Annotated in this window: 7 protein-coding genes; 3 read left to right on the top strand and 4 right to left on the bottom strand. The window is 59.1% G+C overall.

The window, feature by feature from the left end:
* The first annotated feature begins 69 nt into the window (after positions 1–69).
* Both bioB and lpxD read left to right on the top strand, forming a co-directional pair.
* A complete protein-coding gene (gene bioB, locus EI77_RS17025; RefSeq protein WP_133796499.1) occupies positions 70–1080 on the top strand; it encodes a biotin synthase BioB in 1011 nt (336 codons plus the stop codon).
* A gap of 634 nt (positions 1081–1714) precedes the next feature.
* Positions 1715–2755 carry a UDP-3-O-(3-hydroxymyristoyl)glucosamine N-acyltransferase gene (lpxD, locus tag EI77_RS17030; RefSeq protein ID WP_133796500.1) on the top strand — a complete coding sequence of 347 codons (1041 nt, stop codon included), beginning with the start codon at positions 1715–1717 and terminating at the stop codon, positions 2753–2755.
* A gap of 236 nt (positions 2756–2991) precedes the next feature.
* Here the strand turns inward: lpxD and EI77_RS17035 are convergent, their stop codons facing one another.
* From EI77_RS17035 to EI77_RS17045, 3 genes are all read right to left on the bottom strand, one after another.
* Positions 2992–3423 (bottom strand): MauE/DoxX family redox-associated membrane protein, encoded by a 432-nt coding sequence (locus EI77_RS17035; protein ID WP_133796501.1) that lies wholly within the window; start codon positions 3421–3423, stop codon positions 2992–2994.
* A 260-nt stretch (positions 3424–3683) separates the two neighbouring features.
* A complete protein-coding gene (locus tag EI77_RS17040) occupies positions 3684–13343 on the bottom strand; it encodes a putative Ig domain-containing protein (protein ID WP_133796502.1) in 9660 nt (3219 codons plus the stop codon).
* Between the two features lie 20 nt (positions 13344–13363).
* Entirely contained in the window at positions 13364–14107 is a 744-nt protein-coding gene (locus tag EI77_RS17045) for a PEP-CTERM sorting domain-containing protein (protein WP_166647316.1), read from the bottom strand.
* A gap of 222 nt (positions 14108–14329) precedes the next feature.
* On the opposite strand from EI77_RS17045, the gene EI77_RS17050 reads away from it, so the two are divergent.
* On the top strand, positions 14330–15622 hold the full coding sequence (locus tag EI77_RS17050) for a glycosyltransferase (protein ID WP_133796504.1): 1293 nt from the start codon (positions 14330–14332) through the stop codon (positions 15620–15622).
* Between the two features lie 93 nt (positions 15623–15715).
* On the opposite strand, the gene EI77_RS17055 is transcribed toward EI77_RS17050, so the two are convergent.
* Positions 15716–15949 (bottom strand): ferredoxin, encoded by a 234-nt coding sequence (locus tag EI77_RS17055; protein WP_133796505.1) that lies wholly within the window; start codon positions 15947–15949, stop codon positions 15716–15718.
* Positions 15950–16141 lie beyond the last annotated feature (192 nt).

Genomic DNA, 16141 nt, shown 5'->3' on the forward strand with positions numbered 1-16141 from the left:
TGATTGAAAATCCAAATTCGTTTTGCCCATTGGCGGGTTTCGTGGCATGACACTGGAAGCCTCCACTGCATGAACTACGCTGATCTCCACCGCATCTACCACCAGCCCTTCTTTGACCTCATCAAGCAGGCACGTGCCATTCATGAGGAGCATTGGACGAATAATGAGGTGCAGCTTTGCACGCTGCTGAGCATCAAGACGGGCGGTTGCAGTGAGGACTGCGGTTACTGTGCGCAGAGCGCGCGCTATACGACGGGTGTACAGGCGGAAAAGCTGATGGAAAAGGACGAGGTGATGGAGCGTGCACGTGCGGCGCGGGCCAATGGCTCCACCCGGTTTTGCATGGGCGCGGCCTGGAAGGGTGTGCGCGTGGGCACGCAGAAATTTAACCAGGTGGTGGACATCGTGAAGGATGTGTCCACGCTGGGCATGGAGGTGTGTGTGACGCTGGGCCAACTGGGCGCAGAGGAGGCGGCCATCCTGAAGGAAGCGGGCGTGACGGCTTACAATCACAACATTGATACCAGCCCTGAGCATTACCCAAACATCGTCAGCACGCATACGTATGATGACCGCCTGAGCACCATCCGCCACGCGCAGGATGCCGGCATGTCCGTCTGCTGCGGGGGCATCCTGGGCCTCGGTGAGACGATTGAGGATCGCCTAAAGATGCTGGAAGTGCTGAGCAATTTCAATCCGCATCCAGAGAGTGTGCCGATCAATGCGCTGATGCCGATGAAGGGCACGCCGATGAGCGAAAACGTGCAGGTGGATAGCTTCTCGCTGGTGCGCATGATCGCCGTGACCCGCATCGCCATTCCGCGTGCGAAGGTGCGCTTGAGCGCCGGGCGCACGAACCTGAGCCGCGAAGCCCAGGCCCTGGCCTTCTTTGCAGGCGCGAATTCGATTTTCTACGGGGACAAGTTGCTGACGGCGGCGAATCCACGCGCCAATGAAGACCTGGCGCTGCTGGCGGAGCTGGGGCTTTCTGCGCAGCAACCGAATCCGGATATGAGTGCGCCGGTGGCGGATGAAGTCCGCGAGCTGGCTCCTGCGTGCCAGGTGGGCTGCGGGGTGTGATTCTCGAGGAGTGAGCCAGCAAGAGGTTGGCAAAAAGATGGTTGGTGAAAGATGGCTGAAATTTTTTACCAACCATTTTTTTGCCATGAATTTCTGCCAACTAGCTCATACCTCTTAAAGCCCTGTTTGATTGACTTTTAGGTGGGCAAAGATTCGCGTAGACGGAGCTTATGAGGGGCGGACAAGTCGGGGCGGGACGCCCCAACTCCTTGGGTTGGGGCGGCGGGGGTGTGTGCAAGGGGGGAGCTGGCAAGATGCTGGCAAAAAGATGGGTGGTAAAAGATGGCTGAAATCTTTTACCAGACCCTCTTTTGCCAATGGATTTCTGTGGGCGAAGATTCGCGTGGATGGCGCATCTGAGGGGCGACAAGTCGGAGCGGGACGCTCCAACTCCTTGGGTTGGGGCTGCGGGGTGTGCAAGGAGTGGGGGCGTCTCGCCCGCAAATAATGAGGCCAGGAGGGCCTCACTCCTTGGGACTGTGACAGAGGTTTTCGCTTCATAGTGGCCGAAGTCGTTGGAGGGGACTTTGACAAAATCCACAGGGGGGGACGCCTTTGCTCCATGGGTGAAAACCTCTTTTCACGAAACTCTCTTCTGGCCTTTGAGATCAGATTGTGACACATGGCGGGCCGCATGAACATCGCCCTTTCTGAATTGGCTGAACTGTTGGAAGGCCAGCTTCTCTCTGGCAGTCCTGAAACCCGTGTCACTGGCTTTGCATCGCTGAGGGAGGCGCTGGCGGGCGACCTGAGCTTTTATTATGATGCGCGGTATAAGGACCGGCTGATGGAGACCAAGGCGACGGCGGTGCTGGTGCCGGAAGGGCTGGAAAAATGCCCTGACAAAGTGGCGTGCATCGCGGTGAAAAATCCTTCTCACGCTTTTGAAAAGGTGGTGGATACGTATGGCTATCAGGCCACGGCTTTTGAGCCGGTTATTCATCCACGGGCCTGCATCGCGGAGGATGTGAAGGCGGACCTTTCCAAGATCTCAGTCGCGGCTTGTGCGGTGATCGAGAGCGGGGCACAGATCGGCGATGGGACGGAAATCGGGGCGGGATGTTTTGTGGGCCGCAATGCGGTGATCGGGGCGGGGTGCAAGCTCTTCGCGAACGTCACGGTGTATGAGGCCTGTGAGCTGGGAGACCGGGTGATCCTGCATTCAGGTACGGTCATCGGGGCGGACGGGTTTGGGTATGAATTTGATAAAGGCCGTCATCGCAAGGTCCGCCAGGCCGGGATTGTGCAGATCGACAATGATGTGGAGATCGGCGCGGGGACGATGGTGGACCGGGCGCGCTTTGGCCGCACGTGGATCGGTGAAGGGACGAAGATCGATAACTTGGTGCAGATCGGTCACAATGTGATCATCGGGAAGCATTGCATCATCGTGGCGGCGTGTGCCATCGCGGGGAGTGCGGTGATCGGGGATTACGTGGTCATCGCGGCACAGAGCGGGGTGGCGGGGCATGTGAATGTCGGGTCGTTTGTGACGCTGGGGGCGCGCAGCGGGGTGACGAAGGACATCCCTACGGGCAAGGCAACTTACATGGGCTTCCCTGCGATGCCGGTGATGGATGAGCGCCGCCGCTGGGCGAGCATCAACCGTCTTCCGCATCTGTCTGCACGGGTGAAGGCTCTGGAAAAAGGCCAGCCTGCTGCGGAGGATGAGTGATATGAGGGCGGATCATTCGCCCGAACGCTAGGTTGTAATACCCATCGTTGGGCGGATGTGTCTGGCGAAGACGGATGGGCCGCCCAACGATCCGCCTTCTGGGGAAGTGGCGTTGACTCCGTACGTTCAGGAACTAGCCGGATAGTTTTGCGAAGGGAGCAGCAGACGTGGACGAGGCGGTTTGCGCAAAACACATCCAGCCTACGGCCCAGCAGCCAGCGGGTCGTGATGCGCTATCATGCGTCTGATTTTAAGACGGCTGGCCGGGTGGGGCGAAGCTGCAGGTAGAGGCCGAGGAGGAGGAGGGCGGCATCCCGCAGGATCAGGTCGAGATAGTTGGAACTGGCCTGGCTGCTGCCGAAGCAGCCACACTGGATATCGATGCCGCGATGCCAGGAGATGCCGATGGCGATGAGGAAGGCGAGCAGGCTGGTATTGAGGATGAGGAGGCCGCCTTTTCTAAAGAGGCTGGTGATGACGGCGAGGCCGCTGAAGACCTCCAACCAAGGAAGGAACATGGCGACCCAGGCGGCGTAGGGGTCCGGCACGAGGTCAAAGCTGCGGACATCCATGACGAAAGAGGCGGGGTCCCAGGCCTTGAGCAGACCTGCATAAACAAAGACGCCGCCGAAGAGGAGGTGCAGGAAGAGGTGAAAGAGACGGGACATGGCTGCAAGAGGATACGGGGCGGAGTAGGGATCTGCATCTACTCATTGCGGATCAAGAGGGTTGGATGATGGACGGAACCCCGATGGGATGGTGGCTTGACCCAGGCTTGTGTAGCCAGAAAGCTATTGCTCCTTCTTAACGCCGCCCTCAAAAACGACAACATTCCTTTGCTTACACCCACAGTTGCTGGGCTTAATTGCGCAGGCCGGGGGACAGCCAAATGTAGTGCTTGCGCTGGGGGCGACGGCAAAATGCGGGTTCACTCAGGCTGGACCAGGAAGAAACCGTGGAAGGGTTTCAGCAGGTCTTCATCGGTCAGGTCCTGGCCGGAAGGGTCCCCTTCCCGCAGCCATTGGGAGGCAGGAGAGGAGAGGCGCAGATACAGGTTATCGTAACCGGTTTCGTCGGTTCCCTGGTCGACTTTCCAAAGGCGCAGGCGGGTAGCGCTGGCAGGCTCTGCACCGGCGGGGAAACCAGCGGCAGTCGTCAAATTCAGATCCGCAGGTGACCTCTCCAGGACCTGCTGCGAAGCGATGAAACGTGTGCCGGATTGTGGCAGCAGAGGCGCGGTGAATTGGGGCACCTGGCCGGCCTGCAGCACAGTCACTTCCTGCGTGCGCGCCTGCACCAGCACGGCCTGACCCGGGAGAAGGAGCGGCGATTTTTTATCCGTCCCGATCCAGCCGGAGGCACTGAGCCAGGCGGTGACAAAGCCATTGGAGGCGGAGTCATAATAAAGCACGCGGTCTGCCGTCTCCGCAGTGGCTCCGCTCACAAAAAGATCCGCAGGCAGGAGCTGGTCCAGGGTCCAGGCGGAGCGCAGAGCCACGCGCTCACCTGCCAGTTCCGCAGGCAGGGCCTCAGCAGTGGTGACGAGGCTGCCATCCAGGGCGGTCACAGTCAGGCGTTGGCCAGCTTGCTTGCCATCGAGGATCTCAAGGATCATGGGCGCATCCAGGCTGATGCCGGAAAGGCCGGTCAAACTCAGTGACTGGTCCCCCTCGCGACGGGCGACGATGCCGACATAAAGTTCAGGTTGCTCCAGGGGCATGGAGAAACTGCGGGTGCCGGGTGGGAAAGCCTCGCGGCTGAACATCCAGGCTGGCGTCACGGCGGTGGCTTCGGGGCTGCCGTTGAGGTCGGCATCCAGGGCCACTTTCAGCCTCACGAGGCCGCGTGCCGCTCCGGCGAAGACGGTGCTGTCCACTCCGGCATAACGTTGAATCGGTTCACCCTGCTTGTCGTAACTGGTCTGGGCGGTGACACGAGAGGTCGTCCACTCTCGCGCATCCAGGCTGGTTTCCAAAGTCACCACAATGTCCGGGCGACCACTCGCTGCAAGGTTCACGACCACATCGGTGGCACCCGTCGCAGGCTGGAGTTCAATGCGGAAACGGCCCGCACCGCTGCTGCCATCCGCAGGGTCTGTGCCCAATGCATATTCGAGCAGGTTCGGATAAAAATCCGCATCTGGATTGTCCAGTGGCGCATTGGCACCGGACAGGTCATTTTCCGACTGCCAGCCTGCAAAAGTGGTGGAAGGCTCCTCCGGCGGTGCAGACATGCTGCGGCCTACCATGGAGAAAGAATTGCCGTCGCTCATCGTGGAGGCAAAGCTGGAGCAGTCCAGACAGACCAGCCCCAGGTCATACGTGAGATCCGTATTGGCATCCACGCCCTCATCATCCGCCATGCCTTCGGAGCCGGACTCCGCCGTGCCTGCGGCGAGCTGGCCTGGGATCAAGGTAAAGACAGCGGTGCTGGCCCCATTGACAATCGGGTTGTCATTGAACAGGAGATTTTGACCCACGTCATCATCGCCCGGCACCACATTGGCCAGAGGCTTGGCCCACTGAAGCACGCCGCCGCTTTCGAACTGGATGGAAGCCAGGTGCAGGAAGTAGGAGCCAGGATTGAGGCCCGTGATGAGGTAGCGGCCATTTTCATCCGTGATGGCAGCGCTCACCGCTTCATCATTGTTCACATCCGCACCGGCATTGAAGATCTGTACAAAGGCGTATTCGATGCCTTCGTTGGGGTTCATCACATCATCCCCATTGATGTCCATGAAGATTCGGTTGCCGACCGCCAGGGGAGCCCAGAGGCCGAAGTCCACGGTCAGGTTGCTGTCTGCATCCGCATCGCCATCGGTGATGGATTCCGCACCTGGTTGTAGGGAGATGATGGGGCTAAATAAAGGCGTGCCGATGCCTCCGGGCTGGGAGCCATCATTGTTGCCATCCACATTGTTATCCGTCGTGGCTGGTGTGCCGCCAGAATGGGTATAACCTGCGGGGGCAGTCACCCGCACATAATAATTGCCCGGCAGCAGATTGGTGAACAGATACACACCCGTGGAGGAGGTGACAACGCTGGCCCCCACCTGGGTATCCGCCGCACCGCCGGAGCCGCCGATGGCATTGTCCGTGCCAGGGGTAAAGAGCTGCACGGTGGCCCCCGCGACGCCGGTTTCATCCGTTTCCTTGAGGCCGTTATTGTTGCTGTCCAGCCACACCAGATTGCCCAAGGACATGGATTTAACCGTCAGCGTCAAGGAACGCGTGGTGGCGCAGCCATTAGCATCTGCCACACGGACCGTGACGGTGCGGCTGCCCAGGGTAATGGGAGTGCCGGAGATGACACCCGCAGTGCTCAGGGTCAGGCCATTGTGCAGGGTGCCAGAGCTGAGGGTCCACGTATAAGGAGCCACGCCAGATGAAGCCGCGAGCGTGGTGGTATAGGCGCTGTTCAGGTAACCAAAAGGCAGGGTGGCCGTGGTGATGCTGACAGCGGCACAGCCCGGCGTGAGCACATAGGCCCGGGTGCCTGCGCAGCCATTGGCATCCTGCGCTCTCACCACAAAGGAGGCCTGCGTGGTGCTCGTCGGCGTGCCGGTGACGGAGCCGCCGGTGCTCAGGGAAAGGCCCGCAGGCAGGCTGCCGCTGCTGATGCTGTAAGTATAAGGAGCCGTGCCACCGGAAGCCGTGACCGTCTGGCTATAACTGCTGCCCACCGTCGCTGCCGGGAAGCTGCTGGGAGTAATGGTGACTGTGGTGCAACTGGCGCTGATGGAATACGCACGCGAGATGGTGCAGCCATAAGCATCCGTGACCAGCAGGGTGAAGCTGAATGTGCCCGCCTGGGTCACCGCACCGGAGATATTTCCAGAGCTGCTATTGAGCGTGAGCCCCGGTGGCAGGCTGCCCGAGCTGATGCTGAAGGTATAAGGCTGGTTACCATTGGTGGCGGAAATGGTCTGATTATAAGAAGCCCCGACCGTGGTGGAAGTCAGCGTGCTGGGGTTGAGGCTGATGACACGGCAGGTGACTGACTGCGTGTATGCCTGTGTGACAGAGCAGCCATACGCATCCGTGACTGCCACGGTGAAGTTAAATGTGCCAGCCTGGGTAGGGTTTCCCGTGATGGCTCCCGAGCTGCTGTTCAGTGTCAGTCCTGGAGTCAGCGTGCCAGAACTGACGCTGAAGGTATATGGCTGGTTGCCATTGGACGCGGAAATGGTCTGACTATAAGAAGTGCCAACGTTGGTGTCCGAAAGCGTACCGGGGTTCACGCTGATGGTGCGGCAGGTGACCAAATGTGAATATGCTCGCGTGACGGAGCAGCCATAGGTATCCGTGACCTGAAGGGAGAAATTAAAGGTGCCAGGCTGGGTGGGGATACCGGTGATGGCCCCTGTGCTGCTATTGATTTGAAGGCCTGTGGGCAGGGCACCGTTGATGACGGTGAAAGTATAAGGCTGAGTGCCATTGGAGGCCGAAATGGTCTGACTATAAGAAGTGCCAACGTTCGTCTCAGACAGGGTGCCGGGGTTCAGGCTGATGGTGGGACAGGTAGGCGTCACTGAATAAGCGCGCGTGCCGATACAGCCATTCGCATCCGTGGCGCGGATGATGAAATTCGCAGCCGCACTGCTGGTGGGAATGCCGGAGATCTGACCCGAGCTGGCATTCAGACTCAATCCCGCAGGCAGGCTCCCTGAAGAGACATCCAGGGTAGAAGGAGACGCCCCGCCAGAGCCGGAAACCGTCGCGCTATAATTCGTGCCCACGATGGGGTTCGTCAGAGTGCTCGGGCTGACTGTCACGATGGGGCAGATTTTCACCGTGTAGCTGCGTGAAACTGTACAACCGAAGGTATCCGTGACGGTGACGGTAAAGGTGGAGCCTGCGCCATTGCCGGAGGAAGGCGTGCCGGTGATGACTCCAGAGCTGGTGAGAGTCAGCCCATTTGGCAAGCTGCCGCTGGAGATGGACCAGGCATACGGGGTGCTGCCCCCGGTGGCCGTCAGCGATTGCGAATAGGCACTGCCCGCCGAGCCTGCGGGCAGGGTCGTGGGTGTCAGCGTCATGGCCGGGCAAGTGGGTGCCAGAGTATAACTGCGAGTACCGATGCAGGCATTGGCATCCGAGACACTCACCACAAAGCTGGCGGAGGTGGTATTGGAGGGAGTGCCGCTGATGACACCCGTGCTGGCATTCAGGCTGAGGCCGGTAGGCAGGCTGCCGCTGGAAAGGCTGAAGGTATAAGCTGTAGCACCACCGGAGGCGGTGATGGTCTGGCTGTAGCTGGTGCCGACCGTCGCAGCCGCGAGAGTCGTGGGCGAGAGCGCGATGACCGGACAGATCTTCATGGTATAAGCCCGTGTGCCCGCACAACCGCGGGAATCCGCTGCGCGCACCACAAAACCGACACCTGCGCCGTTCGAGGTTGTCGGCGTGCCGGTAATGGCCCCGGAGCTGCTATTCAGCGCCAGCCCAGCGGGTAAGGTGCCGGAGCTGATCGTATAGGTATAAGGCCCGACCCCGCCGGAAGCTGTCAGCGTCTGGCTATACGCGGTGCCCACAGCCCCGGCTGGCACCGAGGTGGGAGTGAGGCTGATGGTCGGGCAGGTCGGTGTGTAAGAGTAACTTTGCGTGGCGATGCACCCATAGAAATCGGTGACCCGCAGGACAAAGGACACCGCGCCCGCCTGGCTGACCGTGCCGCTGATATTGCCGTTGCTGCTATTCAGCGTTAGCCCCTGAGGCAGAGATCCTGCACTGATGGTATAAGTGTAAGGAGCTGAGCCACCCGATCCCGTCAGGGTCTGGTTATAGGGCGTGCCGACAGCCGGGATAGGCACGGAAGAGGGACTGATGGCAATGACCGGGCAGACGGGACTGACGGAATACGAATTGGTGATGGAGCAACCATTCACATCCACAACCGTGATGTTGAAATTCACGGCGGTGGTATTCGTCGGCGTGCCGTTCAGTAATCCACCGCTGCTGAGGCTCAGGCCCGCGGGCAGACTGCCGCTGGAGACGGTGAAGGTATAAGGAGAGGTGCCTCCATTGGCCGTGAAAGTCTGGCTATAGGCGCTGCCCACCACCGGCGTGGTCAGGGTGGCGGGGCTGAGAGAGAGAATAGGGCAATTTATTGTCACCACATAGTCTTCCACTTCCCCCGTACCCGAAGCACCTGTCGCCCCTGGATTTTGCCCACTGGTCAGGCGCACACGCGCACCGCGCACGCCCGGCTTGGCCGTATTCGGAGTGGTGAAGCTCAGGCTGCGCACGACGGCGTTTGAGCCGGTAGTGACCGAGCTATTCGTCACGATCTGCTCGCCAGAATCCGTGAAGCTGCCATTGCCATTGAAGTCCACCCAGGCATTCACATAAGCCGTGGATCCAGAGTTGTTGGTGATGGTGGCAGAAACATTGGCCGAGGCTCCCAGATTCAAGCTGGCGGGGAGGGTCACGCCATCCTCATCGTCACTGCCCGTGTTGTCATCCCCCGTGGCGGTGGCATTGCGGGTGGAGGAAAATTCAGTATCCACCGTTGCCCCCAAGCGCAGGTTATTGCTGGCCGTGCTGGAGGCATCCGCCGCACCATCCCAGTCTCCAAAGTCCATCGCAGGAGCCTGGATTTCCACGATGTAATCCTCCACTTCCCCCAGTGATGCCACACCTGTCGCCAGGGTGGATGCACTGTTGCTGAGGCGGAAACGCACCCCGCGCCCAGTGCCCACGCTGGCATTCAAGGGCACGGTGAAAGTGACGTCCTGGCTGGCCAGGAAAGCCCCGTCAGCCGTCCATGGAGCGAGGTAACTGCCATCAATGATTACCGGCCCGGAACCTGTGCCCGGGATCTCCCATGCCACCGCCAGGCTGTCCCCGCCGCCGCCTTCTTTCATCAGTCCCTCAATGTAATAAGGTGTCCCCGCTTGCAGCGTGATGGTCACGGACTTCTGCTGCGTGTATGTGGTCCATGCACGGGAGGAGGTCCAGCCCGGCACATTGGCAATGAGCGTGGCATTGGCCGGGGTGGAATCTGTGCTGAGAAACAGCTTCGTTTCATCATCCCCAGCTACCCAGAAAGTATAGCTGCCGGTGACCGGCGGATAGACCCAGCCACGCATCCGCTGGCCCATGTTATCTGCCCAGTCCACCGGCGCTTCAAAGCTGGTCCGCTGGTCGGATCCCGTCGGGCTGTTCGGATAGGTCGCGTGGTTGGTCAGGTCGGTAATGATGGTGCCATTGATGCCCAGCCACCACTCCCGGAGGATGGAGCCTCTATTCGCCCCCGTGATGGCCCGTGCTGGTTCCAGACGCTCGCCTCCGCTGCTCACCACAGCATCATTGAGCACGCCATCATTGTTGAAATCGATCCAGCTATGCAGATAAGCAGCCGCGCCGGTGGTATTCACTACTGATACTGGAATCGTCACCGTTTTCCCCACTTCAATCCCCGCAGGCATGGTGACGCCATCTTCATCATCGCTGCCAGTGATGTCATCCCCTGTAGCGGCGGCATTCGTGGTGGCGCTGCTTTCAGCATCCACCAGTGTTCCCATCCGCAGGGTGGTGCTGGCCGTGGTGGAAGCACTGCCAAACCCTGAAAAGTCCCCGAAGTCCAAGAACGGCACAATGATGGTGGTGCCATGATCCTCCACCTCCCCCGTTCCATCCACACCATCAGGCCCTGGACTGCTCACACTGGTGAGGCGCGCCCTCACCGCCGTAGTGCCCAGCGATGCATTGGCTGGAATATTGAAGTTAACCGTTCTGGCAGAATTGGACGAGCCATTGGCCACAACCACATTGGAAGCGACCTGCTCTCCCGAGTCCGCCAAACTGCCGTTGCGATTGAAGTCGATCCACACATTCAGATAGGCTGTGGAGCCGAGGGCATTCGTCACCGTGACGGTTAGGCTGCTGGCGGTGCCCTGTTCCAGACCGGCAGGCACCACCACACCATCCTCATCGTCACTGCCCGTGTTGTCATCCCCCGTGGCGGAGGTATTGGTCGTCGCGGACGCTTCTGCATCCACCAGCGCACCGATGCGCAGATTGCTATTCACTGTGCTGGAGGCACTGGGGAAAGACGAATAGTCCCCGAAATCCGAGATGGCCTGCACCACAATCGTCCTGGCCGCACTGGCTTGGCAGCCGAAGGCATCCGTGGCCCGGAGAGTCACAGAGACGCCTGCTCCATTGACTGCTGTCGGGGTGCCGCTCAGAACGCCTGCGCTGCTGAGGCTAAGCCCGGCTGGCAGCGTACCGCTGACCAATGACCAAGTATAAGGGCTGCTGCCGCCGCTGGCCGTAAAAGTATGGCTATAGGCCGTATTGATGATCGCATTCGGCTGAGAAGAACTGAGGGATATCGTGGGACAGGCAAGGAAACCGAAGTCAATCGTCAGGTTGGTATTGCTGTCGCTATCACCATCATTGGTCGGCTCCGTCCCGGCTCCGAGGGAGATAAGAGGACTGCGTACTGGCTGCCCCTGGGTGGTCTGGGTGCCGTTGTCATCATTGTCATCCGTATTGTCCGCCGTATCCGTGGTCGTGCTGCTCAGCGGAAATGACGCGGGCGGTGTGGGGATATAAACGAAGTACTGTCCGGGAGAGAGATCATTGAAGGAATAGACACCACCGCCAGCGCTGGTGGTCGTAGCAACCGGTGTGGCCGTCAGCGGATTTTCACCCCCTAAAAAGAGCCGCAACTGGACGCCATCGATTCCTGGCTCGCCACTGTCTTTCAGGCCGTTGTTATTTGTATCCTGCCAAACTGCGTTGCCGATCTTCATGGAAGGCGCAGCCCCAGGGCAGGCAGCACCGTCAGAGTTGGTCACCGTGGGCCCGGTGCCGACGGTGGTCACCGTGCCGTTCAGCACACCGTTGGTTCGGTTAAATAGATAAAGGGTATCCTGGGCCGTGGAGCTGCTCTGGCTACCGTAGCCGTAGGCCAGGCCGTTGGCATCAATGGTCAGGGAACCAAAGGTGGATAAAAAGGAGGAAGCCACCCGTGTACAAACACCTGTGACCGGATTGATCTCAAAGAGCCCCAGGTTGCTGGAGTCATTCGTATTGTAACCGTAAATTTTATCCGTCAGCGGATCCCAAACGATGTCCCCAAAGTTCCCCGTCGTATTCGCTCCCGTGTTGGAGTATTTGGTGACGACCGGACTGCCGACCAGGGAGGCGGAGCCGAGATCAATCGTATAGAGTGTCGTCCTGGAATTGCTGAAGGTAAAACGGTTGATGATCATCTGGCCCGAGGTCAAAGCCGTGCCACCGCCCCACTGGCCATCCGTGGGAGAATTCGGCAGCCCCTCGATCCCGCCCATGTCCACAAGCACGCCTAACGCATTGATGCGGTAAAGATTGCCACCGTTCTGGTCCACACAATAAAGGTAACCGCCGTAAGCCACCAGACCGTTGAGCTTCTTTCCATTGAAGACGAAAATGGGCACCAATGACTGGTCCGAATCAATGTAATTGAGCGTGGTGTCCCAGTTCCCTGATCCAGGGCTGGTCTCCACGTTCTGCATGATGTAAAAGCGATTATCGCAAACAAACGGTGCGCCCACGTTGGCCACGAAACCAAAGTCGATGGTGTTGTCCGCATTGCCCGTGCCGGTGGACCCAGGCTCCGTGCCCGCTGCCAGTTGGAAAACGCCGCTATACGCCGCCGTCCCGGACCCGCCCGGCTGAGACGCATCATTGTCTAGATCTTGACCATTGTCCGAGGAATCCACCACCAAGCTGGTCCTGGACAAAGGCGGAGTCGGCACTTTCACAAAGTAGCGCCCTGCCGTCAGATTCGTGAAGGTATAGGCACCACCATTGGCCGTGGTGGTGGTGGCGACTTTCGTATCCGCATTGTTCCCTGACCCGCCAATGGCATTATCCCCCCCAGGTGACCATAGCTCGATCAGTACGTTGTTGATGCCGCTTTCTCCAGAGTCAAAGAGGCCGTTGTCGTTGACATCATTCCAGACCAGATTGCCGACGCTCAGATTCGTCGTCACATTGATCAGGTAATCCTCCACCTCCCCAGAGCCAGAGCTGCCTGTGGATGTGGTGCTGGAACTGGACGTGAGGCGGACACGCAACCCGACAGTGCCCAATGTGGCGGTTTGAGGAACAGTAAAGCTGATCGTTTTAGTGGAGTTCGACGTGCCGTTGCTGATTGTCGTCCGCGCCCCGACCTGCTCACCGGAATCCGTGAGTGATCCATTGTTATTCCAATCGATCCAGGCATACAGGTAAGACGTGCTGCCGCGCGTATTCGTCACCACCACTTGAATGGAACCCGTCTGGCCGCGCTGCACACTGACAGGCAAGGTCACGCCATCTTCATCGTCAGAGCCATTGTTATCATCTCCCGTAGCCGTGGAATTTGTCTGCGCAGATGATTCAGCATCGACCGTAGCGCCGATCCTCAAGTTCGAATTGCGAGTGCTGCTGGCACTGCTGAAGCCGTTGTAGTCACCAAAATCAGATGTCTGCGCCGCCATCTCACCCGCCATCAACATAATAAATCCGAAGGCCAGCACCCCCATCCAAGACGAAAGCCGCATCCGTCCAAAACGGCTGCGGCGGTCATCTGTGAAACGGATGCTTTGACTCATGTGCGGTCGGAAATTTTCGATCAATGGGCAGGCGCGCTATGGCGCGGGCGGCGGCGGCTCAGCAGCACGCCCAGGCCGGTCATCGCCACTAGCAGGAAGGATCCAGGCTCAGGCACAGGCACCAGGCTGGTCTGGAGAGTATAGGCCTGGCCACCGCCAGTGGTGCCATTTAGGCTGCCATGGAGAGCCACATCCGCATCGTCCAACTGCCAGGTATAAGAAACATCGACCGGATCTGCGGGATCTGGAAACACCCAGTTGTCCGCATCTTCCACCACATTGTCTCCATCCGTCACCAAAGCCCACTCCGTTGTCGTGATGCGGTCCTTGGTGTTATACACCCACAGGTAAACGGTTTCCCCTTGCTGAAAGGTATCCGCCGGGTCCGCATAGGGTGAGCTGGAGCCTTCGTCGGCAGTATGCTCCACCGTGCGGGTGAAAAAGCCATTGCCTGCGCTCCATCCATCCGGATCTCCATCATCGGGATCATTCGGGGTCGCATCGAAGGCCCGGTCAAAGACTTTCCAGTTGGCCGCCCAGTCATTGAGGTTTTCAGCCGTCGGCACGAAGCCGTTGTCAAAGGAGCCAATTTCAAAAGAAAACTCTCCGCCCAGGGGCTGCCCAGCCGCATCGTAAAGAAGGAAATCTCCATCGACGAAACCGCTCTCCCAAAAGATGGTGCTGGCATCCGCTCGTGGGATGGCCACCCAGGCGGCCATCGCAGCCAGGGGAAGAACAAGACGATGAAGGAGGGGGCGTTTCATAACAGGGAAGTGCATAGACAGCCGCTCATGCCTGGTCCTTTTGGAAGGCTTCAGGCAGTCGCAAAGCAGGTGTTAAACGAGCTGATAAATCTAGAGACATCTTTTCAATATGGAAATTATATCCCAATTGAGTAATTATCAAAACGTAAATCGCGATTTTTAACTCTTCAGAACTATTGGGCAGAGATTTCCGGGTGACAGGCAGGTCGATATTCGATTCCCATGAACCTGGTTTCCCAACCCAACCGTCCGATTCTCATGCATGCAGTTCTCCTCCCCTTTGGCAGTGCGGGTGATGTCTTCCCCTTTCTCTGGCTGGGCCGTCACCTCAAGGCGCAGGGCCATCAGGTGACGATGATCGTGGCCTGTGTGTTTGAGGAAATCGCCCGCAAAGCCGGACTGGATGTCATCCCAATGGGCACCCCGGAGGAATTTCAGCAATTCATCGCCGACCCACGTGTGTGGAAGCTCTATCAAGGCACCAAATTGGTCTTTGAATACGCTGGCGAAAGCACAGAACGCATCCTGACGCTCATCGAATCCCTCATCCAAGGGAGCCAAAAACCGGATCTGCTCATCGCTCCCTGCACCGTTTTTGGTGCCCGTCTGGCCCGGGAAAAGCATGGGATCCCGCTCATCACCGTGCATGTGCAGCCCGCCGTGATGATCAGCGCCTACGAGATTCCCATCCTGCTGCCAGGCATGCAACACCTGGGCAAGCTGCCGTTGTGGTTTCGCAAATGGCTGGTGCGCCTGCCAAATCCGGCGGATCGCTTCGCCGCCCCGCAGATCCAGGCCGCCTGTGCCAACCACGGCGTGCCGCCGCCCCGCAGCGTCTGGTGGGACTGGGCCCACTCCCCAGATGGCGTACTGGCCCTCTTCCCAGCCTGGCTGTCCAGACCACAGCCGGACTGGCCCGCCAAGACCCTGCAATGGGATTTCCCGCTGGAGGACATCGCCCAGGAGCGCCCACTGAGCGCAGAAGTACTCCAATTCTTGGCTGCGGGAGATAAACCCATCGTCTTCACCCCCGGCAGCGCCAATATCCAGGCCCGCCACTTTTTTGAGGTCGCCCTGGCCGCCGTCACGGCCTTAGGCAGACGGGCCATCTTCGCCACTCGTGATTTGAGCCAACTGCCAGCCAATCTCCCCGCCAGCATTCTGGCCGTGGAATATGCCCCCTTTTCCACCCTCATCCCGCATGCCGCCGCCTTCGTGTACCATGGCGGTATCGGCACTCTTTCCCAGGGTTTCGCTGCCGGAGTGCCGCAGCTCATCATGGCCATGGCCCATGACCAGCCGGATAATGCCTACCGTCTGGAGAAACTGGGGGCCGGGCTGGGCCTCACACCCCGCACCTTCACGCCCGCACGTGTCCAGGCTGCCCTTCATCGGCTGCTCACCGAGGCCGCTTTTCTAAACGCCGCGCGCCATTGTCAGGAGAAAATCCGCCAACGTGCGCCGGTGACCCAGCTCATGGACTGGCTGGAGGCGCATCAAAGACACCACTTCTAAAAGACATGGTGCCCAAGGGGCCAAAGCAAAAAAGCACAGCCCCATCGAGGCTGTGCTTTTCCAAAAAATAATCGGACTTGTCCGGCAGAAACCTTATTCGCCGTCGCGGCCGATGGCCTCCACGGGGCAGCCAGCCAGGGCTTCTTCAGCCAGCTCGCGCTCTTCGTCAGTCTCAGGCTGCTTGAAGACAAAGGAGTGACCGCCATCGTCGTCACGTTTGAAGTTAGCAGGCGCTGTCTCGCGGCACAGATCGCAGTCGATGCACTGATCGTCCACGTAGTATGCGCCTGAGGTGTTTTGAGGATATTTGTTTTCTGCGTCTGCCATGTTGAAGGTCTCCTGATCTTGGATTTAGCGGCGGGATAAATAATTCTCACAGCAGGGGTTTCAATCACTTTTTGCTTTTCCCTGCGCCTGCCCATTGAGCAGGAGCCATTCCAGCGTATGAAGAGATGTGGTGTGACCCTGCTGCATCTTCATTTACCGCCCGGATCACCCCCGTCAACCCATTCGCAAATT

The organism is Prosthecobacter fusiformis (genome assembly GCF_004364345.1).
In the GTDB taxonomy this organism is placed as follows: Bacteria; Verrucomicrobiota; Verrucomicrobiia; order Verrucomicrobiales; family Verrucomicrobiaceae; genus Prosthecobacter; species Prosthecobacter fusiformis.